The following is a 19,898-nucleotide window of genomic DNA, read 5'->3' on the forward strand; positions in this document are numbered from 1 at the left end:
GGCGATCGGGTGCGGCCATGGGATTGGGACGGGGGATTGGGACGGGCTGTCCCAGGGGTGGAGCGCGCCGGAGCCTAGCCAAATCACCGACCGACGCCAACCGCATGATTGGGGCGAAACGGCCCGCGGGCACGCTCGACAGCGGCGGTTGGGATCGACTATCACCGGGCGTTGATGGCCCCCGCGCGCGGCGACCGCCGACGTGGGTCGCCGCCGTGCCCGCCCGTTGGTCCGTTTAGTAAGGTGCGCGCCATGCCCGACATCGTTGCCGGCCGCGACATCACCGTCGTCGAGCATCCCCTGGTCCAGCACAAGCTGACGCAGATGCGCCGCAGGGAGACGCCGACCCCGGAATTCCGCCGCTTGGCGCGCGAACTGTCGCTGCTGCTGGCCTACGAGGTGACCCGCGACATCCCCCTCGACACGGTGGCGATCGATACGCCGGTCGCGCCGATGAACGCGCCCGAGGTCGCCGGGCGCAAGCTGTGCCTGGTGTCGATCCTGCGCGCGGGCAACGGCATCCTGGAGGGCATGCTGGACCTGATCCCGCACGCCCGGGTCGGCCACGTCGGCCTGTACCGCGATCCGGAGACACTGCGGCCGGTCGAATACTACTTCAAGGTGCCAGAGCTGCTGGAGGACCGGCTGACGATCGTCTGCGACCCCATGCTGGCGACCGGCCACACCGCCGCCGCCGCGGTCACCAAACTGAAGCAGCGCGGGGCGGCCAACATCAAGTTCCTGTGCCTGCTGGCCGCGCCCGAGGGGGTCGAGGTGCTGAAGGACGCGCACGACGACGTCCCGATCTTCGCCGCCGCCCTGGACGAGCGGCTGAACGACGACGGCTTCATCGTCCCCGGCCTGGGCGACGCCGGCGACCGCATCTACGGCACGGCTTAGGGCGCCTTACGCGCCCCTATTCGGGGGTTGGCAGGGCGCCGCGGCGGGTCCCCTCTCAGCCTGTAGGGGGAGAGGGACAGGGTCAGGTGGCTCTGCAGAGCCGCCGAAGCTTGGGACGCCTCGGAACTGCACGACCGTTTGAACCTCCTCACCCTGACCCGCTCCTCCCAGCGGCGGAGAGGTGACCGGCCGCCGCGCCCGTGCTCGAGCAAAATCGATGGAGGTCGAATCCACCTTCATCTTGCTCTAACCAACCCCACCCGTCGGCCGCCGGCGTTCGGCGCGCAGCAGCGGCCAGGCGAGCGCGCCGGCCGCGGCACTCATCGCCGCCATCGCCAGGAACGCGCCGCCGCCGGTCACGTCGTACAGCCAGCCCGCGCCCAGCATGGTTGCGCCCATCACGATCCCGCCGGAGGTGCCGGCGTAAACGCCCTGCGCGGTCGCCTGCAGCCCGGGCGGCGCGCTGCGGGCGATGTAGTGCATCGCGCCCAGATGCGCCGCCCCGAAGGTAAACGCGTGCAGCGCCTGCACCGCGATCAGCGGCGCCAGCTCCGTGGTCCAGGCGAGCAGGCCCCAGCGCAGCACGCCGGCCGCTGCGGCCAGCGCCAGCAGGCCGACCGGGCCCAGCCGGGCGAGCAGGGCGGCGCCGGCGGCGAACAGCAGCACTTCCGCGACCACCCCTTCCGACCACAGCCAGCCGACGGTAGCCGGGCTCAACCCGGCGGCCTGCCAGTGCACGGCGGAAAAGCCGTAGTAGACCGCGTGACTTGCCTGTAAGAGCGAGCCGATCGCCAGAAACAGCAGGAACCGCCGCTGGCCCAGCAGCGCGGACAGCGGCGCGCGGCTGGTCCGGTCGCGCGGGCGCGCGACCGGCGGCAGCCCGCGGGCGGCCAGCACCACCAGCACCAGGCCCGCCATCACGCCGTACAGCACGGCATCCGGGTCGAGCCGGGTCAGCAGGTCGCCCACGCCCAGCACGCCCAGGATGAAGGCGAGCGAGCCCCACAGCCGCAGCCGGCCGTAGTCGAAGCCGCGCTCGGCGACCGCCGCCATGGTCTGGCTCTCGCCGATCGGGATGGTGGCGTGGAAGGTCGGGAACAGCAGCAGGTGCACCGCCAGCACCGCCCAGAAGCCGGCCACTTGGGTGAACAGCGCGCCCGCGACCAGCGCCGTCAGCGCCAGGGCCGCCAGCACCGTGCGCCGCCGGCCGGTACGGTCGGCCAGCTGGCCGGCCAGGGGGTTGATCGCCGTCTTCATCCAGGTGCCGAGCGCCAGCACCGTGCCGATTTCCGCCCCGCTCAGCTCCCGGCTTTCCAGGAACACCGGCCAGAACGGCAGGTACACGCCCAGCGTCACGAACACCGCGCCGTAGAACAGCGCGAACGGCATGGCGGCGCGCAGGCGGGCGGGCTCGGGAATCAGCGGACGGGCGGTCATGGCGCGCGCACCATCGGGCGCCCGGTCCCGCCGGTCAACGCGGGCGCGTGCGAGCGGTGCCCGGGCGGCGCGTTGCCCAAACCAAAGGTGTTTCTAAGCAAAACATTAACTTTTCGCGCGTGTACTTCGGACCATCGCTGCGTCCCCCGGCCGGGCAGGGCGGGATGGGCACTCGGACGCGGGCTAAGGAGACATCGCATGTTTGATCTGACGTCCCGGCTGCGCGCCGGTGCCGCCGCCCTTCTGGCCGGTTGCTTGGCCGGTTCGCTGGGCGCAGCCGCAATTGCCGGTCCCGCCGCCGCGGCGGACCAGGTTCCGCCCAGTTACGTCGAGCAGGTGCGCGCCTGGAGCCAGGATCCGACGGTCCTGATCACCCTGCGCGCCTGGAACCAGAAGCACGCCGCCCTGACCCAGGCCGAGATCGAGCGGCTGGACCAGGACTGGCGCGCCCAGACGAACAGCGCGCAAAAGCCGTTGATCGCCGAGATCCTGGGCGCGCCGCTGTCGTCGCTGCTGCTGCGCCATCAGGCGGACAGCGGCGGTGAGCTGATCGAGGCGTTCGTGATGAGCCGGCACGGCCTCAACGTCGGGCAGAGCGCCGTCACCAGCGACTACTGGCAGGGCGACGAAGCCAAGTTCCAGCAGAGCTTCGGCCGCGGCGCCCGGGCGGTGCACTTCGGCGCGGTCGAGGTGAAGGACAGCGGCCGGCGCGCGCAGCAGGTCAGCCTGACCATCACCGATCCCAAGACCGGCGAGCCGATCGGGGCGATCACGGCCGAATTCGACCTCGACCTGATCGCCCTGACCTCGGGCAGCTAACCCCAGAGCGCCGAGGGTAGGCCCACCTCCCGCCGTGAATCCTGCCCTCGCATGAAGACCCGAGGGCGGGGGTCAGCCGTCGGGCAGGCCGTTTTGAGCCGCCTGCGTGCTGCCCGCATCGCGTGTTTTCCCGTCCCCGCCGAGCGACCGGAGCCCAAAAGCCATGATCGCGCGTATCCAGAACCAAAGCGTCTCCCGAAAGATCCTGTTGTCCTTCGGCCTGCTGCTGATCCTCAGCATCGGCGTGATGGGCTTCATCATGCTGCAGATTTCGGGCGCCGATACCGCCCGCCAGGAAGCCGCGCAAACCAGCCGCATGATGACCGCCCTGGACCACGTCGAGGCGGCGGTTCGCGACCAGCAGAACGGCATCCGCGGGTTCCTGATCAGCGGCGATTCCGGGAAGTTGAGCAGCTACGAAACCGGCACGAACGCCTACGCCGAATGGATCGACAGGCTGCGCGCCAGCCTCGCGGGCACGGACTACGCCGGCCGGGTGGACGAGATGGACGCGGCCGTGACGCGCTGGGTGTCCGAGGTCGCCGAGCCGCAAATCCGGCTGATGCAGCATCCGGACACCGTGCCGCAGGCCCGCGCGATGGAGGCGACCGGCAGCGGCGCCGAGGCGCTGCAGACCTTCGCCCGGATCGAGAACGAGCTGCGCCAGGCCGGCGCGGCGCGCATGGACGCCCGCAGCGCCGCCCAGGACGCGGCCTTCGCGCGGGTGTTCGCGGTCACGGCCGGCGGCACGCTGGCGCTGCTGGGGGCCGCGATCGCGTTCGGCATCGCGCTCACCCGCCTGATCGGCCGCCCGCTCGGGCGGATGACCCAGGCGATGACCAACCTGGCGAACGGCGACCGCGACACCGCGATCCCGGATACCGACCGGGCGGACGAGTTCGGCGGCATGGCCAAGGCCGTGCAGGTGTTCAAGGAGTCGATGGAGAAGGCCGAACAGCTCGCCCGCAGGACCGCCGAGGAGCAGGAGCAGAGGGCCCAGCGCGCGCAGCGGGTGGAGCAGCTGTCCGGCAACTTCGAGCAGGCGGTCGGCGCGTTGGTGCAGCGGGTCTCCAATTCGACGGATCAGCTGGCCCAGACCGCGAACTCGCTGTCCAGCCTGGCCGAGGAGACCGAGCGCCAGGCGACCGATGCCGCCAGCACCGCCGACCAGGCATCGAGCAACGTCGACGCGGTGGCAAGCGCCTCCGAGCAGCTCGCCTCCTCGATCGAGGAGATTTCACGCCAGATGGGTCAGTCGAGCGAGATCGCCGGTAAGACCAGCACCGAGGCCGGGCAGGCCAACGAAGTCGTCCAGGCGCTGAACAGCCGCGCGCAGGAGATCAGCGAGGTGGTCGGCCTGATCAACGAGATCGCGGAGAAGACCAACCTGCTGGCCCTCAACGCCACGATCGAGGCGGCGCGGGCCGGCGAGGCCGGCAAGGGGTTCGCCGTGGTCGCGCAGGAGGTCAAGCAGCTGGCCAACCAGACCGCCAAGGCGACCGGCGACATCGGCAGCCAGATCCAGTCGATGCAGACCGCCACCGGCTCCGCGGTCGAGGCGCTCGAGCGGATCATCGGCCGGGTCGGCGAGATCAACGAGATCACCACGGCGGTCGCGTCCGCGGTGGAGGAGCAGCAAGCCGCGACCGCCGAGATCGCACGCAACGTCGAGCAGGCGGCGACCGGGGCTAGCGAGGTCTCGCGCACCATCTCCCAGGTCAGCGACGCCGCCGCGACCAACGGCCAGAGCGCCCAGGACGTCTCCGCCGCGACGACCGAGCTGTCGCGCGAAACCGACACCCTGCGTCAGGAGCTCGACGGCTTCCTGACCGGGATACGGGCGGCGTGACAATATCGCGCCCGAGCCCATATACTGCGGTACGAGAGTTGAAAAGGGACCGTGGTGCCGATGGGCGCTCGCGTAAGAGATCAGCGTAAACGAGTGGTTCGCGCTAGCGCATCGCTAAATGCGTTCGGCGCATCTAAAGGCCCAAGGGACCCTAATGTGCCGCGGCGGTCGGAGAATGCCTTCCCGCACACGGACCCGGGGCACAGACCTCACCAAATGGACCCCCAGATTTACCGGGAGATGGAGGCTCCGCCCTCCTCTGGCTTGCGTGCGATCGTGTTGTGCGGGCTGGGTGCCGGCGCCGGGTTTTTGGTGTCCGAGGTCTTAAGCGCCCGTTTCGATTGGTCTGCGCTCGGCCTGATCGCCCTACTAGCAATCTTGCTGGTTGCTGTCGAAAGGGCTGTCTACGGCGCTCAACTCATCGCCCAGACTCTTAGGCTGCAGCGCCAAACGGAACGGGACCTCTCGCGTTTAAGGGACCTGACAGCCGTGTCATCGGCGGACTAAAAACGTTTGCCTCTGCCGCATTCCTTGCCGTCCCCGGGCACAGCGTCCGGTCGGTATCTCCGCCGGGCTATTATCCAATCTCATCTCCCGGAACTGGAGCGCGATCACAAGTGTGCGAAGCGGAAGGTTGGGTATGCCAGCCTCGCGCTTGGTATTTCGGCTTTTACTCTCTTCGGGGCGGCTCTTGCGTTCTGGCGCGTGCTGCTTGAGTTTTGGCTTGGCCACGATGTGTTTACGGCGTTCTGGTTTTGGGCCAGCGCGGTTCCGGGTGTAATCAGTCTGGCCGGCCTGAGCCTATAGGTCGGCCGGTTGGTCGACGCCAATCGCGAACGGCGGCACCTCGCTGCGGAAGTGCGTTTCTGCGTGAACGAGTTGCAGCGTCCCTGAGACCGGATGATCTAAACCGGCTTGACCAGCGCGTGGCGCTTCTTGCCGGCGGAGACCTTGACCACGCCCTCGTCGCTCACGTCCGCGAGGGTCACGGTGTGGTTCTGGTCGGCGACCTTGGCGTCGTTGACCCGCGCGCCGCCGGCCTTGATCAGGCGCCGGGCCTCGCCGCCGCTCGCTGCCATGCCGGCCTCGCGCAGCAGCTCGAACAGCGGCACGCCCTCGCTCAGACGCGCGCGGGCGACCTCGATGACCGGCAGATCCTGGCCCAGCGCCTTCTCCTCGAACACCTGCCGGGCGGTCTCGGCCGCGCTGTCGGCGGCCGCTTCGCCGCGGCACAGCTTGGTCGCCTCGTAGGCCAGCATCTTCTTGGCTTCGTTGATCTCCGCACCCGGCAGCGCCTCCAACTCCCGGATGCGGGCATCGTCCAGCTCGGTGAACAGCCGCAGGAAGCGGCCGACGTCGGCGTCCTCGGTGTTGCGCCAGTACTGGTAGTAGTCGTAGTGCGTGCAGTCCGCCTCGTTGAGCCAGATCGCGCCCTGCGCGGTCTTGCCCATCTTGGCGCCGGAAGCGGTGGTCAACAGCGGCGTGGTCATGCCGAACAGCTCCGCGCCGTCGACCCGGCGGGTCAGCTCGACTCCGCCCACGATGTTGCCCCACTGGTCGGAGCCGCCCATCTGCAGCCGGCAGCCGTAGTTCCGGTACAGCTCCAGGAAGTCGTAGGCCTGGAGCACCATGTAGTTGAATTCCAGGAAGGTCAGCGGCTGTTCGCGCTCCAGGCGCAGGCGCACGTTGTCGAAGCTCAGCATCCGGTTGACCGAGAAGTGCCGGCCATAGTCGCGCAGGAAGGCGATGTAGTTGATCTCGCGCAGCCAGTCGTCGTTGTTGACCATGACCGCGTCGGTCGGTCCGTCGCCGAACGTCAGGAACTGCCGGAAGATCGATTTGATCCCGGCCATGTTGTCCTGGATCTGCGCGTCGGTGAGCAGCTTGCGCTGTTCGTCCTTGCCCGACGGATCGCCGACCTTGGTGGTGCCGCCGCCCATCAGCACGATCGGCTTGTGGCCGCACTTCTGCAGCCAGCGCAGCGTCATGATCGAGACCAGCGAGCCCACGTGCAGGCTGGGTGCGGTGCAGTCGAACCCGATGTAGGCCGGCACCGGCGCGCTTTCGGACATCACCCGGTCCAGCCCGTCCCAGTCGGTCGTCTGGTACAGGTAGCCGCGATCCTGCGCGACCCTCAGGAAATCGGATTTGGGCGGCTGGCTCATGGCGATGCGGTCCGTCGTGTCGTAAATTGGGTGGGTCAAGCGCATGGTTGCGGCGGCGGGGCGCAGTTAGCACACTCGCCCGACCTTGCCAATTCGCCCGCGTTGGCCCCGGGCGCGCGGGCCGTCCGCCTCCTTCGACGCTGTCCACAGCCATCGTTCTTCGCCGATGCCCGACACCGCCCCCCGCCGCCTCGCGCTCGGCCTGATGAGCGGGACCTCACGCGACGGCATCGACGCCGCGTTGCTGGAGACCGACGGCCAGACGTTCGTGCGGGCGGGCGCCTGGCACTCCGCCGCCTATCCGGAAGCCTTCCGGCAGCGGCTGGCCGATGCGATCGCCGGACGCGGGGACATGGATACGGTGGAACGCGAGCTGACCGACCGGCACGCCGCGGCGGTCGACGCCCTGCTGGCCAAGGCGGGCGTGCCGGTACGGGCCGTCCGGGCGATCGGCTTCCACGGCCATACGGTGGCGCACGACCCGGCGATCCGGATGACCCGGCAGATCGGCGATTCCGGCCGCCTGGCGCGGCAGACCGGGATCGACGTGGTCGGCGATTTCCGGCTGGCCGACGTGGCGGCGGGCGGGCAGGGCGCGCCGTTCGCGCCCTATTACCACCGCGCCCGGGCGACCGGGCTGGACCGGCCGCTGGCGGTTCTGAACCTGGGCGGGGTCGGCAACGTCACTTGGCTGGGCCGGCGGTTCCACGAGATCCTGGCGTTCGACACCGGGCCGGGGAACGCGCTGCTGGACGACCTGGTCGCGGCGCGCACGGGCCGGGGCTACGACCGGGACGGCGAACTGTCGGCGACCGGGCAGGTGGACCGGGCGGCGCTGGCGGCGATGCTGGCGCATCCCTTCTTCGACCGCGCGCCACCCAAGTCGCTCGACCGCGACGACTTCACCGGCGCGGCGGTCGCCGACCTGGCCGACGCCGACGCGGCGGCGACCCTGGCGGCGTTCACCGCGGAGAGCGTCGCACGCGCCTGCGGCCAGCTGCCGGAGCGGCCGGTGGGCTGGCTGGTCACCGGCGGCGGCCGGCACAACCCGACGCTGATGCGCATGCTGGCCGCGCGCCTGGACGCGCCGGTAGAACCGGTGGAGGCGGTCGGTTGGGACGGCGACGCGCTGGAAGCGCAGGCGTTCGCCTATCTCGCCGTCCGCTCGTTGCAGGGCCTGCCGCTGTCCGGCCCGACCACGACCGGCGTGCCGAACGAGATGCCCGGCGGCAAGCTATACGCCGCTCGAAACGCCCGTTAGCCAAGAGCTGAAAGGTAGAAACACCTTTCAGCATCTTGCCCTGTCTTCAGGCTGTTACAGCAGAGTGCACGATGAAGGCCGGTTCAGCTTTCATCGTCGGTGCACTAATCCGCCGGGTCGGCGGCGGTGTCGGCGAGTTCGGGGACGTTGGACTGAAGGTAATCCGCGATGTTCTCGTTCAGCTCGTCGAGCTTGTGGGTGAAGAAGTGGTTCGCGGCCTGGACGATCCGGTAATCCACCGTGATGTCGCGCTGCTGGCTGAGCTTGTTGACCAGCTTCTGCACCGAGGGTTCGGGCACCACGTCGTCCTTGTCGCCCTGCAGGATCAGGCCCGAGGCGGGGCAGGGCGCCAGGAAGGTGAAGTCGAACATGTTGGCCGGCGGCGCCACCGAGATGAAGCCGTTGATCTCCGGCCGGCGCATCAAGAGCTGCATGCCGATCCACGCGCCGAACGAGAAGCCGGCGATCCAGCAGCTGCTCGAGCCCGGGTTGTAGGTCTGCAGCCAATCGAGCGCGCTCGCCGCGTCCGACAACTCGCCCTCGCCGCGGTCGAACTCGCCCTGGCTGCGCCCGACGCCGCGGAAGTTGAAGCGCAGTACCGAGAAGCCTTGCCGCGCGAACGTCTGGTAGATGTTGTAGACGACCTTGTTGTTCATTGTGCCGCCGTGCTGGGGATGCGGATGCATCATCAGCGCGATCGGCGGCTTTTCCCCGCGGCCGTGCTGGTAGCGGCCCTCCAGGCGGCCTTCGGGGCCGGGAAAGATAACGTCAGGCATCGAGCTCCCAATCCTGTGTCTTCGCGACACGTCGAAGCGAACGGCCGCGCGGCGTGCGGGGCCGGGCCCAGGCCGCGCGGGTGGCGCGCTTGATCGCCCCGGCGGGGCATATTATATCCGTCGAAACCCGTCGATTCCGGCGAGCCGTGCCGGCTGGTCCGCGTTGTCACCGCGACTCCGGCGCGAGGGCGGGGAAAATAGCACGACGGTCAAAGCCATGTTCAAGTCTCTGCGGGACGAAGTCGACGGGATGATGGCGCGCGACCCAGCCGCGCGCTCCCGCCTGGAAGTGGTGCTCTGCTATCCCGGATTCCAGGTCCTGGTCGCCTACCGGCTGGCGAACTGGCTGTGGCGCAGCGGTTTGCGTCTGCCGGCGCGGTTCATCTCGCACCTCGGCCGGATGCTGACTGGGATCGAGATCCACCCGGGTGCGAAGATCGGGCGCAACCTGTTCATTGATCACGGCATGGGTGTGGTGATCGGCGAGACGTCCGAGATGGGCGACAACGTCACCCTGTACCACGGCGTTACCCTGGGCGGCGTGTCGCCCAGCGAGGACAGCGATTCCCAGCGCGAGCAGAAGCGCCACCCAACCCTGGGCAACGGGGTGATCGTGGGCTCCGGCGCGCAGGTGTTGGGTCCGGTGCGGGTCGGCGAAAACGCCCGGATCGGCGCCAACGCGGTGGTCGCCAAGGACGTCGGCGCCGGCCAGACGATGGTCGGCATTCCGGCCAAGCCCGTGCAGGTGCACGGCGCGTCGGCGTCGGAAGAAAAGTTCGTCGCCTATGGCACGCCGACCGGCGAACTGCCCGACCCGGTCGCCCGTGCGATCGACGGCCTGTTGCAGGAAGTGCACGGCTTGCGCGCCCGGGTGAACGAGCTGGAAAGCCAGGCGGAAGCGCAGCAGCAGCGGGTTTCCGGCGTCGAGGACCAGGACGAGCAGGCAAGCGAGCAGCCGGACCGGATCACCGGCAAGTGCTAGCGCAGGCCGCCTGACCGGGCGGGGTCACTGCCCGGTCAGTCTGGGTCGAACGCAGCCGCCACGCGCAGTTGCGGGTGTGTGGGCGCGCCTCGATGATTTTGCTCTAGAGACCCTACGTCGTGTGGGTTTATCCTTGGGCCCTGCTGTGGCCCAAGCGCTGCGACGCGCGGGATCGCTTCCGCTGGCCTGGGCGTCAGCGGTACGGGTACACGTGCGCGAAACGGAGACCGAACGACATGAAGTTGAGTGCCAAGGGTCGCTACGCCGTGATGGCGATGTGCGACCTGGCGGGACAGAGCGGCGGCAAGCCGATCGCGCTGGCCGATATCGCCGAGCGGCAGGAAATCTCGCTATCCTACCTGGAGCAGTTGTTCGCCAAGCTGCGCCGGGGTGGGCTGGTGCGCAGCGTGCGCGGGCCGGGCGGCGGCTACCTGCTGGCGCACGGCGCCGACGACACCAGGATCGCCGACATCATCCTGGCGGTCGACGAGCCGATCCAGACCACCCGCTGCACGCCCGGTCAGCCGTTCGGCTGTCGCTCCAACAACCAGCGCTGCCTGACCCACGAGCTGTGGGAGGCGCTGGGCAACCAGATCTACCTGTTCCTGGCCTCGGTCTCGCTGGGCGACGTGGTCGCCGGCCGGATCGCCGCCGACCAGTTGGCCCGGCCGGAAGACGCCGTGCGTCCGCTGGCCGCCCAACAGTAGCGCGTCCGCCCCGCAATGCCGGTCTACCTCGACCATAACGCGACCGCGCCGGTCCGTCCGGAAGCCCTGGCGGCGATGACCGCGGCGTTGAACCAGGTCGGCAACGCTTCCTCCGTGCACCGCTACGGCCGCGATGCGCGCCGCCGGGTCGAGGATGCGCGCGAAGCGGTCGCCGGCCTGATCGGGGTGCGGCCGGGCGACCTGGTCTTCACCAGCGGCGGCACGGAAGCCAACAACACCGCGCTGCGCGGCCACGGCCAGGCGCGCACGCTGGTGTCCGCCGGGGAGCACGAGGCCGTGTTGCAGGCGCGCGCCGACGCCGAGACGATTGAGCTCACCCCGGCCGGGACGGTCGACCTGGACGCGCTGGACGCTGCGCTGGCCGCGGACCGCCGGCCGGCGCTGGTGTCGGTCATGCTGGCCAACAACGAGACCGGCGCGATCAACCCGGTCGACCGCGTGGTCGAGATCGCCCGCAAGCACGGCGCCCGGGTGCACTGCGACGCCGTACAGGCGCCGGGGAAGATCGCCGTCGACGCGCAGGCGCTGGGCGTCGATCTGCTCACCGTGTCCGGGCACAAGCTGGGCGGTCCGCAAGGCGCGGGCGCGCTCGCGGTGCTGGACGGCCGGCCGCTCACGCCGCTCGTCACCGGCGGCGGGCAGGAGCGCAAGCAGCGCGCCGGCACCGAGAACGTCCCCGCGATCGCCGGCTTCGGGGCGGCGGCGGCGGCCGCGCAGGCGGACCTGGACCGGATCGCCGGCCTCGCCGCTTGGCGCGACCGGCTGGAGGCGCAAGCGCGCGCGCTGTGCCCGCAGGTCCAGATCCACGGCGCGCCCGCGCCGCGCCTGCCCAATACCAGCTGCCTGGGCCTGCCGGGCGTGCGGGCGGAAACGCAGGTGATGGCCCTCGATCTCGCCGGGGTGGCGGTCTCCTCCGGCGCCGCCTGCTCGTCCGGCAAGGTTCACGCCAGCCACGTCCTGCGCGCCATGGGCGTGGCGGAGGCCGACGCCGAAAGCGCGATCCGCGTCTCGCTCGGCTGGACCAGCGCGGCGGCAGACGTCGACGCGTTCCTCGATGCCTGGGCCAGGCTGGTGCGCAAGCACGGCCTGGCTGCCGACGCGGCATAGAGGGTGCTTGCAGGCCACGCCAGTCCCCATTCGGCCGCTCCGACCGCGGAAGACGGCCTTATCTTATTGAAGAACCGAAAACCTCCTGAGGCGCTTTACCAAGTAAAGCGCCTCAGGAGGGCGCTGACGGCTGCCGAAGCGCCCGCGCCCCAATCACCAGCGCCGGCCGAGACCGTCCCGGCGGCAGCCCTTCCGGCGGCAACCCCGGCCGCGGCACCTGCCGGACCGCCCGGGTCGGTTGGAATTGCGGTCAGAACGCTTAGTTTCACCGTGTGATGCCCAGCGGCCAATCCCCGGTTTGACGCGGTCAAGGAGTGCAGCGAGACCATGACGGAGGCCGAGCAGGCACGTCCGATCTACCTGGACTACCAGGCGACCACGCCGGTCGATCCGCGCGTGGCGGAGGCGATGTGGCCGTACTTCACGCAGGCCTTCGGCAATCCGCACAGCGTCCACCACAGCTACGGCCGGGAGGCCGAGGACGCGGTCGAGGCGGCGCGCGCGGAGGTCGCGCGGCTGATCGGCGCGGAGCCGCGGGAGATCGTGTTCACCTCCGGCGCGACCGAGAGCAACAACACCGCGATCAAGGGCGCCGCGCGCTTCCACGGGCCGATGGGCAAGCGCCATGTCGTCACCGTGGCGACCGAGCACAAGTGCGTGCTGGAAAGCGCGAAGGCGCTGCAGAAGGACGGGTTCGAGGTCGAGATCCTGCCGGTCGAGCCGGACGGGCGGGTCGATCTGGACCGGCTGGCCGCGGCGATCCGGGACGACACGGCGATCGTCTCCGTGATGGCGGCGAACAACGAGATCGGGGTGCTGCAGCCGCTGGCCGAGATCGGTCGGCTGTGCCGCGACAAGCGCGTCCTGTTCCACAGCGACGCCGCGCAGGCGGTCGGCAAGGTCCCGGTCGACGTCAACGAAATGGCGATCGACCTGCTGAGCCTGTCCGGCCACAAGCTGTACGGGCCGAAGGGAATCGGCGCGCTTTACGTGCGCCGCCGGCCGCGCGCGCGGATCGCCCCGCTGCTGGACGGCGGCGGTCAGGAGCGCACGCTGCGCTCCGGCACCGTGCCGGCGCCGCTGGTGGTCGGGCTGGGCGAGGCGTGTCGCCTGGCGAACGCCGAGATGACGGCGGAGGCCGAGCGCCTCGGCGCGCTGCGCCAGCGGTTGTGGGACGGGTTGCGCGGGCACGTCCCGGATGCCTACGTCAACGGCAACTGGGAAGCGCGGCTGCCCGGCAACCTGAACGTCAGCGTGCCGGGGCTGGACGCGGAGACGCTGATCGCCGCCACGCCGGGGGTGGCGTACTCCACCGCCTCCGCCTGCTCCAGTACCTCGGTCGAGCCGTCGTACGTCCTGAGCGCGCTGGGGCTCGGCGACCGCGACGCGGCGGCGTCGATCCGGCTCGGCCTGGGGCGGATGACGACGCGGGCGGAGGTCGACCGGGCCGCCGAGGCGATCGGCCGCACCGCCGCGCGCCTGCGCGCCGAGGGGGCCGGACAGCTGGCGGACACGACGGCGGGCTAGGAACGCTTCGCCGCACGGGTGCACGGCGCTCGCGGTCCTGCCCGCGGGCGACGCCGCCGATGCCGCGCCGCTTTATCCCAGGCATGCGACACGCCGGTCGGCTGGATGCGAAATCGCCTCTGGCAGACGGGTGGGGCGGTCGGCTAGACAGCGCGGTGGCTCAAGCCGCGCCGGTCCAAGACTGGTCGTGAGCCTGGGTGCCGACGCCCGGGCCGCCGGTCGCAGGACGGCCCGCCGCACCACCCGCAACCGCGAAACAAGACGACGAGACAACGAGGTCGAATACCGCCATGCCGAAGATGACCTTCATCGAGAAGGACGGGAACCACAAGGTGGTCGATGCGCCGGTGGGCCTGTCGGTGCTGGAGATCGCGCACCGCAACGGCATCGATATGGAAGGGGCCTGCGAGGGCGCGCTCGCCTGCTCGACCTGCCACGTCATCGTCGAAAAAAAGTGGTTCAAGAAGCTGGACGAGCCGACCGAGGACGAGGAGGACATGCTCGACCTCGCCTTCGGTCTGACAAAGACCTCCCGGTTGGGCTGCCAGATCGTGATGCGCGAGGAGCTCGACGGTCTGGTCGTGCAGCTGCCGGAGCAGGTCACCAACTGGATGGACTAAAGCAAGATGCTGAAAGGTGAAGCCACCTTTCAACTGAATCTTGCTCTCTCTCCAAGCAGTTAGAGTAAAATTCACGATGCAGGTCGCCTCGACCTCCATCGATTTTGCTCTAGCCGGGTTCAGGAGCAGCGCAATGGCCGATCCGCACGCGAACGCCCCAGGCCCGATCGCCGCGAACAGCGTCGCGGCGGCGTTGCGGCGGGCCTGCGCGGACGACTGGGCCGCCTACGTCAACCACGCCTTCGTCCGCCGGCTGGCGGACGGGACGTTGGCGACGGCCAGCTACAAGCACTTCCTGATCCAGGACTATCTGTTCCTGCGCCAGTTCGCGCGCGCCTGGGCCCTGGCCGCCTATAAGGCCAGCGACCTGCGGGAAATGCGCGCCGCTTCCCAGACGGTCGACGCGCTGATCAACCAGGAACTGCAGCTGCACGTGGAGACCTGCGCTGGCTGGGGCATCTCCGAGGACGCGATGGCGGCCACGCCGGAAGCGCGCGCCAACATGGCCTATACCCGGTTTGTGCTGGAAACCGGGCTGGCGGGCGATCTGCTCGACCTGCTGACCGCGCTGGCGCCCTGTGTGATCGGCTACGCCGAGATCGGCGCGCGCCTGGCGGCCGATCCGGACACGGTGTGGGACGGGAACCCGTACCGGGAGTGGCTGGAGCTTTATTCCGGCGACGCGTTCCAGGAGGTTGGCCGCGGTGCCTGCGCCCAGCTCGATCGGATCGCGCAGGCCCGGATCGGCGGCGACGTCACGCAGAGCCCGCGCTGGGCGGAGCTGTGCCGGATCTTCGACCAGGCGACGCGGCTTGAGATCGGCTTCTGGGACATGGGGCTGCACCGGGAAACCTAGGGCAAGCTCGCGCCCGGCTGCCTGATCTTTGCCCGGTCGGGCCGCGCTGGCCTTTTGCCGGCCGCATGGCTATCTCCAGGGCATAGGCGTCGCATCCCGCGTGCGTGTTAAGACCGCAGCCCAAATGCCCGAATCCCACACCTCCACCCGGTCGGCCGACCGTCCCGCCAGCGCCGCGCGGCATGCCACGCTCCCCGCGCCCAAGCGCAAGGTCTGGCTGGACGGGGCGCTGGCCCCCTACACGCTGCGGCCCTGGTTCGACCGGTTTCTGCTGAAGTGGGTGACCAAGACCTATTTCCCGCTGTCGCGCGGCTGGGCGGCGGCGCGCTGGGCGGACGGCGACGTCGACGCCCTGCGCGCGGAGCTTGGGCGCTGCGGCGTGCGGGCGCCCAAGGAGGCGCTGCTCACCAAGCTCGCCGCGGCGCTGCCGCCGGCCGAACGGGCCTACCGCGACGCCGTGGCCGACTGGGAAGCCGCGTTCCATGCCGCCCGGCCGCCAGCGGATGCGCAGCTGGTGGCGGGCGAACGCCGCCGCGAACGCGCCGCCCAGCGGCTGATGGCCCAGCGTGCCTGGGTGGTGCCGATCCACCGGCGCGGCCGGTTGCCGGCGGTGGCGTTCGACATTCGTGACGCGCGCGCGGTCGTGGCCGCCCACGGCGCCCGCGCCGACGGCGACGTGGGCGCGTTTCCGGCGCCGGAAACGCCAATCGTGCGGCACAGCCATCGCGTCCCGGGGCCGGACGGCCCGGTCAGCTGGATCGACTGGCCGGCGCCGATGGCGGGCGTGCGCGACTTTCCCGCGGGCGACCGGGTACGCGCCCGGGTGGTGGAGCCGATGGACCGGCCGGATCCGCCCACGTTCATCCATCTGCACGGCATCGGCATGGAGCCGGAAATGCTGGTCGCCCAGCGCGACACCGTGCTGGAAATGGCGCGCCGGCACGCCGTCCGGGTGGTCCGGCCGGAGGGACCGTGGCACGGCAGCCGGATGGCCGCCGGCTTCTGGGGCGGCGAGCCGGCGCTGGCGCACGCCCCGCTGGGTTGGCTCGACCTGGTGCAGGCCTGGGTGGCGGAGGTCGCCCAGCTGGTCGCCTGGGCGCGCGCGACCTCGGCCGGGCCGGTCGCGATCGGCGGGCTGTCCCTGGGCGCGCTCAATTCGCAGGTGGCCGCGGCCGCCGCGCGCGACTGGCCGTCCGCGATGCGGCCGGATGCGCTGTTCCTGTGCATGACCAGCGGCGACATGCTGCAGGTCGGCTTCGAGGGCGCGATGGCGAAGGGACTGGGCGCCCTGCAGGCGGTCCGCGCGGCCGGCTGGGACCACGACGCCCTGACCCGGTTCCGCCCGCTTTTGGAGCCGCACGGCGCGCCCGTGATGCCGGCCGACCGGATCGTCATGCACCTGGGTCGGATGGATGCGGTAATGCCGTTCGACGGCGCGCGCGCACTCGCCACCCGCTGGGGCGTGCCGCAGCACAACCTGTTCACGCCCAGACGCGGCCACTTCACCGCGCCGATGGCGCTCCATATCGACCCCGCGCCGCTGGACCGGCTGGCGGCGGTGCTGAACCGGCTTTAGGGTCGCCGGTCCCCTCCGCCTTACTCACCCCTCATCCCAGTGGAGGAGAGGGGACTTTCCAGAGGAGGAGAGACGGCTACTTGCCCCGGTTCCAACCGAAAGCGCGTGGGCGATGGCCGTTGGGCCGTCTCGGTGTTATATCGCGCCCCAGAACGCGCCATTACGAATGAGACGAGCGAACACACGATGACCGATCTCGGCTTCGACAAGCCGGCCAGCCGGACCCGCGTGGTGGTGGCGATGAGCGGCGGGGTGGACAGTTCGGTCACCGCCGCGCTGCTGGCGCGCGCGGGCTACGAGGTGGTCGGCGTCACCCTGCAGCTGTACGACCACGGCGCGGCGGTGGGCAAGAAGGGCGCCTGCTGCGCCGGCCAGGACATCTACGACGCCAAGCGCGTCGCCGACCGCTTGGGCGTGCCGCACTACACCCTGGGCTACGAGGACCGTTTCCGCGAAAGCGTGATCGACGCCTTCGCCGACAGCTATCTGAACGGCGAGACGCCGATCCCGTGCGTGCGCTGCAACCAGACGGTCAAGTTCCGCGACCTGCTGGGAACCGCGCGCGAACTGGACGCCGACGCGCTCGCGACCGGCCACTACGTGCGCCGGGTGATCGGCGAGGCGCGCGCCGAACTGCACAGCGCGGTCGATGCCAGCCGGGACCAGAGCTACTTCCTGTTCGCCACCACGCAAGCGCAGCTCGACTTCCTGCGCTTCCCGCTGGGCGGCCAGCCGAAGGACGAGACCCGCCGGCTGGCCGAGGAACTGGGCCTGAGAATCGCCGACAAGCCGGACAGCCAGGACATCTGCTTCGTCCCCGACGGCGACTACGCCAGCGTGGTCGAGAAGCTGCGCCCGGGCGCCTGCGACCCGGGCGAGATCGTCGACCGCAGCGGCAACCTGCTGGGCCGCCACGACGGCATCATCCATTTTACCGTCGGCCAGCGCCGCGGCCTCAAGCTCGGCAACATGGGCGAGCCGATGTACGTGCTCGCGATCCAGCCGGAGAGCAACCGCGTCGTCGCCGGGCCGAGGCGCGCGCTCGCCCGCGATCTGGTGCACCTGCGCGAGCTCAACTGGCTGGACGGCGAGGCGCCCGCGGTCGGCCGGCCGGTCGCCGTCAAGCTGCGTTCGGCGATGCCGGCGGCATCCGCGCGCGTCGCGGCGGTGGGCGCGGGCGGCCTGAGCCTGCAGCTCGACGATCCGCAGTACGGCGTGTCTCCGGGCCAGGCGGCCGTGTGCTACGACGGCACCCGCGTCCTGGGCGGCGGCTGGATCGAGTCGGCCGAGCTGACGGCCGCCAACGCGCCGGCCGACGTCACCCCCGACCGCGCCGCCGCCCCGGCCTGAGCCGCCGCGCGCTTCCGGCGGGGTTGGCCGCACGCGCCGGCCTGCCTATGTCGCACGAGGAGGCGCGTCGGGCGAAGCTTGACAGGGCAAAGCCCGCCGCCCTATACGCGCATGCGCGCCGAACGGGGCGGTCCTCCCGCAACGGTGAATCAGCCCCTTCGTGGCGACAGTCCTCTGGGGCGGGGTAGCTCAGCTGGTTAGAGCACGGGAATCATAATCCCGGTGTCGGGGGTTCAAGTCCCTCCCCCGCTACCAACAGAAGCCCGCTAAGTCAGGCACTTAGCGGGCTTTCTTGTGAGTAGGTTTTAGGTCAGTTGAAAGCCTCAAGATAGGCGCGGGTCTTATATACTAAGAATTCTGGTTTCGGGGGTTCAAATCCCTGTGTCGCTACCAGTAACGGGAGCCCGCTACACCTCAGATCTGGCGGGTTTTTTCGTGCCCGTACCCCGCCTGCGCCCCGCAATCGTCATAGTTGAGCGCTGGCCAGCGGCGCCGTGATCGGTGACTCTGGCGGCTGTCAGGGACCATGCGACAGGGAGCGATTTCATCATGCGCAAGGCGATCGCTGCCGCGGGCGTGCTCGGGCTTCTGGTTGTGGCCGGCGGGCTCGGCTTCGAGGCCTATGCCGACCGGCAGATCAAGCAGGCGCTGGACGCCTGGCGGGCCGAGCTGCCGGCGGGCACCGAGCTGTCCTACGGCCGGATCGAGGCGGCGGGGGCCGACGGCGCGGTGCTGCACGCCGTGCGCTTCCGGACCGACCGGATGCCCCAGCCGGTCGCGGTGCGCGCCGAGCGCCTGCGCATCGAAGAGGTCACGTTCGACGGCGATCTGCTGCGGCGCGTCGGCCAGTTCGACTTCCAGGACGCGGTCGTGGAGAGCCTGGGCGGCACGCTGCGCGTGGCGGACGGCGACGGCCGTGACGTCGGCTTCACCGACGACTACCGGGTGCGGGCGGTGGGCGAGGCCCGGCTTAGCGACCTCGACGTCGCAGACGCCCAGGGCACGGCCAGTGCCGAGCGCGTCACGTTGCTGGGGCTGGACGCGGGCCGGTTGCGGCGCCTGGAGATCCAGGCGCTCGCGGTCGCCCAGCGCGCCCAGGGCGCGGGCGGTGCGATACGGCGCGTGCTGGTCGACCGCCTGCGGGTGCGCGACGCCGACGTCGACGACCTGCGGCGCCTGAACGGCCGGACCGCGGCGCCCGACCCGGCCCAGGTGGTGGCCGCGCTGCGCGGCGACGGCATCGGGCAGATCGGCCTGAACGGCCTGGAGGTGATCGAGCAGGGCCGGCGGATCGCGGCGCTGCAAGCCATGCAGCTGTCGCTGGCGACGCCGAAGGACGGCGCGATCACGTTCGATATGTCGTACACGGGCGGCTATGCCGACGCGTCGCATCCGCGGGCCGGCTATCCCATGCTGGCCGCGCTCGGCTATCAGGAGCTGCGCGGCGACGGCGGGCTGAGGCTGTCGTACCACCCGGAAGCCGGCAGCTTCGCGCTCGAGCGGCTGGAGATGGACCTGAGCGAGGTCGCGCAGTTGAGCCTGACCGGGCGCGTCGTCGGCATTCCGGCGGTGGCCGAGCTCGCCCAACAGCTGGAGCGGGACCCGCGGGCGCTGCAGGCGCAGGCCGCGCTGCAGGGCTTCACGCTGCGCCTGCAGAACCGCGGCGTGGCCAGCCGCCTGGTCGAGATGCGCGCGCAGCGGACCGGCCAGTCGCCCGAGACGGTGCGCCGAAACCAGGCGCAGATGATCCGCCAGACCGCCCGTGAGATGCAGCTGGCCGAGCTGGGGGAGCCGATCGCGCGCTTCGTCGAACAGGCCGGTACCCTGACGCTGACGGCCAAGCCCAGCCGGCCGGTGACCTTCCGGGAGATCCGGCAGCTGGGCCTGGGCGAGCCGCAGCGCCTGCGCGAGACGCTGAACCTGCAGGCCGCCCGCGGCGACTGAC

General features: G+C 70.4%; 16 protein-coding genes and 1 tRNA gene. 14 read left to right on the top strand and 3 right to left on the bottom strand.

Features of this window, described 5'->3' with window-relative positions; translation table 11 throughout:
- Positions 1-252 precede the first annotated feature (252 nt).
- The gene (gene upp, locus CKO28_RS10820) at positions 253-900 is read left to right on the top strand and encodes a uracil phosphoribosyltransferase (RefSeq protein WP_200340791.1); all 648 of its coding nucleotides are present in this window, start codon (positions 253-255) and stop codon (positions 898-900) included.
- Positions 901-1,146: 246 nt separating this feature from the next.
- On the opposite strand, the gene CKO28_RS10825 is transcribed toward upp, so the two are convergent.
- On the bottom strand, positions 1,147-2,337 hold the full coding sequence (locus CKO28_RS10825; RefSeq protein WP_200340792.1) for a 3-phenylpropionate MFS transporter: 1,191 nt from the start codon (positions 2,335-2,337) through the stop codon (positions 1,147-1,149).
- 198 nt (positions 2,338-2,535) lie between these two features.
- Between CKO28_RS10825 and CKO28_RS10830 the strand changes: the two genes are divergently transcribed.
- Entirely contained in the window at positions 2,536-3,156 is a 621-nt protein-coding gene (locus CKO28_RS10830; protein WP_242480488.1) for a hypothetical protein, read from the top strand.
- A 163-nt stretch (positions 3,157-3,319) separates the two neighbouring features.
- Positions 3,320-5,005, top strand: coding sequence for a methyl-accepting chemotaxis protein (locus CKO28_RS10835; RefSeq protein WP_200340793.1), 1,686 nt, complete (start codon positions 3,320-3,322; stop codon positions 5,003-5,005).
- Between the two features lie 905 nt (positions 5,006-5,910).
- Here CKO28_RS10835 and tyrS read toward each other — a convergent pair.
- Positions 5,911-7,170: a tyrosine--tRNA ligase gene (gene tyrS, locus CKO28_RS10840; RefSeq protein ID WP_200340794.1), complete on the bottom strand. Its 1,260-nt coding sequence runs from the start codon at positions 7,168-7,170 to the stop codon at positions 5,911-5,913.
- Between the two features lie 166 nt (positions 7,171-7,336).
- Between tyrS and CKO28_RS10845 the strand changes: the two genes are divergently transcribed.
- Positions 7,337-8,431 (top strand): anhydro-N-acetylmuramic acid kinase, encoded by a 1,095-nt coding sequence (locus CKO28_RS10845; RefSeq protein WP_207168799.1) that lies wholly within the window; start codon positions 7,337-7,339, stop codon positions 8,429-8,431.
- A gap of 104 nt (positions 8,432-8,535) precedes the next feature.
- On the opposite strand, the gene CKO28_RS10850 is transcribed toward CKO28_RS10845, so the two are convergent.
- Complete coding sequence (locus CKO28_RS10850; protein ID WP_200340795.1) at positions 8,536-9,207, bottom strand: alpha/beta hydrolase; 672 nt, start codon at positions 9,205-9,207, stop codon at positions 8,536-8,538.
- A 217-nt stretch (positions 9,208-9,424) separates the two neighbouring features.
- Here CKO28_RS10850 and cysE point away from each other — a divergent pair, with 217 nt between their 5' ends.
- From cysE to CKO28_RS10900, 10 genes are all read left to right on the top strand, one after another.
- Positions 9,425-10,189: a serine O-acetyltransferase gene (gene cysE / locus CKO28_RS10855; RefSeq protein ID WP_200340796.1), complete on the top strand. Its 765-nt coding sequence runs from the start codon at positions 9,425-9,427 to the stop codon at positions 10,187-10,189.
- Between the two features lie 236 nt (positions 10,190-10,425).
- On the top strand, positions 10,426-10,896 hold the full coding sequence (locus CKO28_RS10860) for an Rrf2 family transcriptional regulator (RefSeq protein WP_200340797.1): 471 nt from the start codon (positions 10,426-10,428) through the stop codon (positions 10,894-10,896).
- A 15-nt stretch (positions 10,897-10,911) separates the two neighbouring features.
- Complete coding sequence (locus CKO28_RS10865; protein WP_200340798.1) at positions 10,912-12,024, top strand: cysteine desulfurase family protein; 1,113 nt, start codon at positions 10,912-10,914, stop codon at positions 12,022-12,024.
- Between the two features lie 327 nt (positions 12,025-12,351).
- Positions 12,352-13,551 (top strand): cysteine desulfurase family protein, encoded by a 1,200-nt coding sequence (locus CKO28_RS10870; protein ID WP_200340799.1) that lies wholly within the window; start codon positions 12,352-12,354, stop codon positions 13,549-13,551.
- 290 nt (positions 13,552-13,841) lie between these two features.
- Positions 13,842-14,171: a ferredoxin family 2Fe-2S iron-sulfur cluster binding protein gene (locus tag CKO28_RS10875; RefSeq protein ID WP_200340800.1), complete on the top strand. Its 330-nt coding sequence runs from the start codon at positions 13,842-13,844 to the stop codon at positions 14,169-14,171.
- A gap of 133 nt (positions 14,172-14,304) precedes the next feature.
- A complete protein-coding gene (locus CKO28_RS10880; RefSeq protein WP_200340801.1) occupies positions 14,305-15,027 on the top strand; it encodes a TenA family protein in 723 nt (240 codons plus the stop codon).
- A gap of 124 nt (positions 15,028-15,151) precedes the next feature.
- Complete coding sequence (locus CKO28_RS10885; protein ID WP_200340802.1) at positions 15,152-16,603, top strand: alpha/beta fold hydrolase; 1,452 nt, start codon at positions 15,152-15,154, stop codon at positions 16,601-16,603.
- A 186-nt stretch (positions 16,604-16,789) separates the two neighbouring features.
- Positions 16,790-17,953: a tRNA 2-thiouridine(34) synthase MnmA gene (gene mnmA / locus CKO28_RS10890; RefSeq protein WP_200340803.1), complete on the top strand. Its 1,164-nt coding sequence runs from the start codon at positions 16,790-16,792 to the stop codon at positions 17,951-17,953.
- A 178-nt stretch (positions 17,954-18,131) separates the two neighbouring features.
- Positions 18,132-18,208: transfer RNA gene (locus tag CKO28_RS10895), tRNA-Met, on the top strand.
- A gap of 294 nt (positions 18,209-18,502) precedes the next feature.
- The gene (locus CKO28_RS10900) at positions 18,503-19,897 is read left to right on the top strand and encodes an aq_1923 C-terminal domain (protein ID WP_200340804.1); all 1,395 of its coding nucleotides are present in this window, start codon (positions 18,503-18,505) and stop codon (positions 19,895-19,897) included.
- Position 19,898: the final 1 nt, after the last annotated feature.

It is taken from the genome of Rhodovibrio sodomensis (assembly GCF_016583645.1).
GTDB classification, from domain to species: Bacteria; Pseudomonadota; Alphaproteobacteria; order Kiloniellales; family Rhodovibrionaceae; genus Rhodovibrio; species Rhodovibrio sodomensis.

Bases quoted from the DNA above. Each gene is read 5' to 3' on its own strand.
- upp (WP_200340791.1), top strand. From the start codon at position 253: ATGCCCGACATCGTTGCCGGCCGCGACATCACCGTCGTCGAGCATCCC.
- CKO28_RS10870 (WP_200340799.1), top strand. From the start codon at position 12,352: ATGACGGAGGCCGAGCAGGCACGTCCGATCTACCTGGACTACCAGGCG.
- CKO28_RS10900 (WP_200340804.1), top strand. From the start codon at position 18,503: ATGCGCAAGGCGATCGCTGCCGCGGGCGTGCTCGGGCTTCTGGTTGTG.
- CKO28_RS10875 (WP_200340800.1), top strand. From the start codon at position 13,842: ATGCCGAAGATGACCTTCATCGAGAAGGACGGGAACCACAAGGTGGTC.
- CKO28_RS10860 (WP_200340797.1), top strand. From the start codon at position 10,426: ATGAAGTTGAGTGCCAAGGGTCGCTACGCCGTGATGGCGATGTGCGAC.
- cysE (WP_200340796.1), top strand. From the start codon at position 9,425: ATGTTCAAGTCTCTGCGGGACGAAGTCGACGGGATGATGGCGCGCGAC.
- tyrS (WP_200340794.1), bottom strand. From the start codon at position 7,170: ATGAGCCAGCCGCCCAAATCCGATTTCCTGAGGGTCGCGCAGGATCGC.
- mnmA (WP_200340803.1), top strand. From the start codon at position 16,790: ATGACCGATCTCGGCTTCGACAAGCCGGCCAGCCGGACCCGCGTGGTG.
- CKO28_RS10885 (WP_200340802.1), top strand. From the start codon at position 15,152: ATGCCCGAATCCCACACCTCCACCCGGTCGGCCGACCGTCCCGCCAGC.
- CKO28_RS10850 (WP_200340795.1), bottom strand. From the start codon at position 9,207: ATGCCTGACGTTATCTTTCCCGGCCCCGAAGGCCGCCTGGAGGGCCGC.
- CKO28_RS10825 (WP_200340792.1), bottom strand. From the start codon at position 2,337: ATGACCGCCCGTCCGCTGATTCCCGAGCCCGCCCGCCTGCGCGCCGCC.
- CKO28_RS10845 (WP_207168799.1), top strand. From the start codon at position 7,337: ATGCCCGACACCGCCCCCCGCCGCCTCGCGCTCGGCCTGATGAGCGGG.
- CKO28_RS10865 (WP_200340798.1), top strand. From the start codon at position 10,912: ATGCCGGTCTACCTCGACCATAACGCGACCGCGCCGGTCCGTCCGGAA.
- CKO28_RS10880 (WP_200340801.1), top strand. From the start codon at position 14,305: ATGGCCGATCCGCACGCGAACGCCCCAGGCCCGATCGCCGCGAACAGC.
- CKO28_RS10835 (WP_200340793.1), top strand. From the start codon at position 3,320: ATGATCGCGCGTATCCAGAACCAAAGCGTCTCCCGAAAGATCCTGTTG.
- CKO28_RS10830 (WP_242480488.1), top strand. From the start codon at position 2,536: ATGTTTGATCTGACGTCCCGGCTGCGCGCCGGTGCCGCCGCCCTTCTG.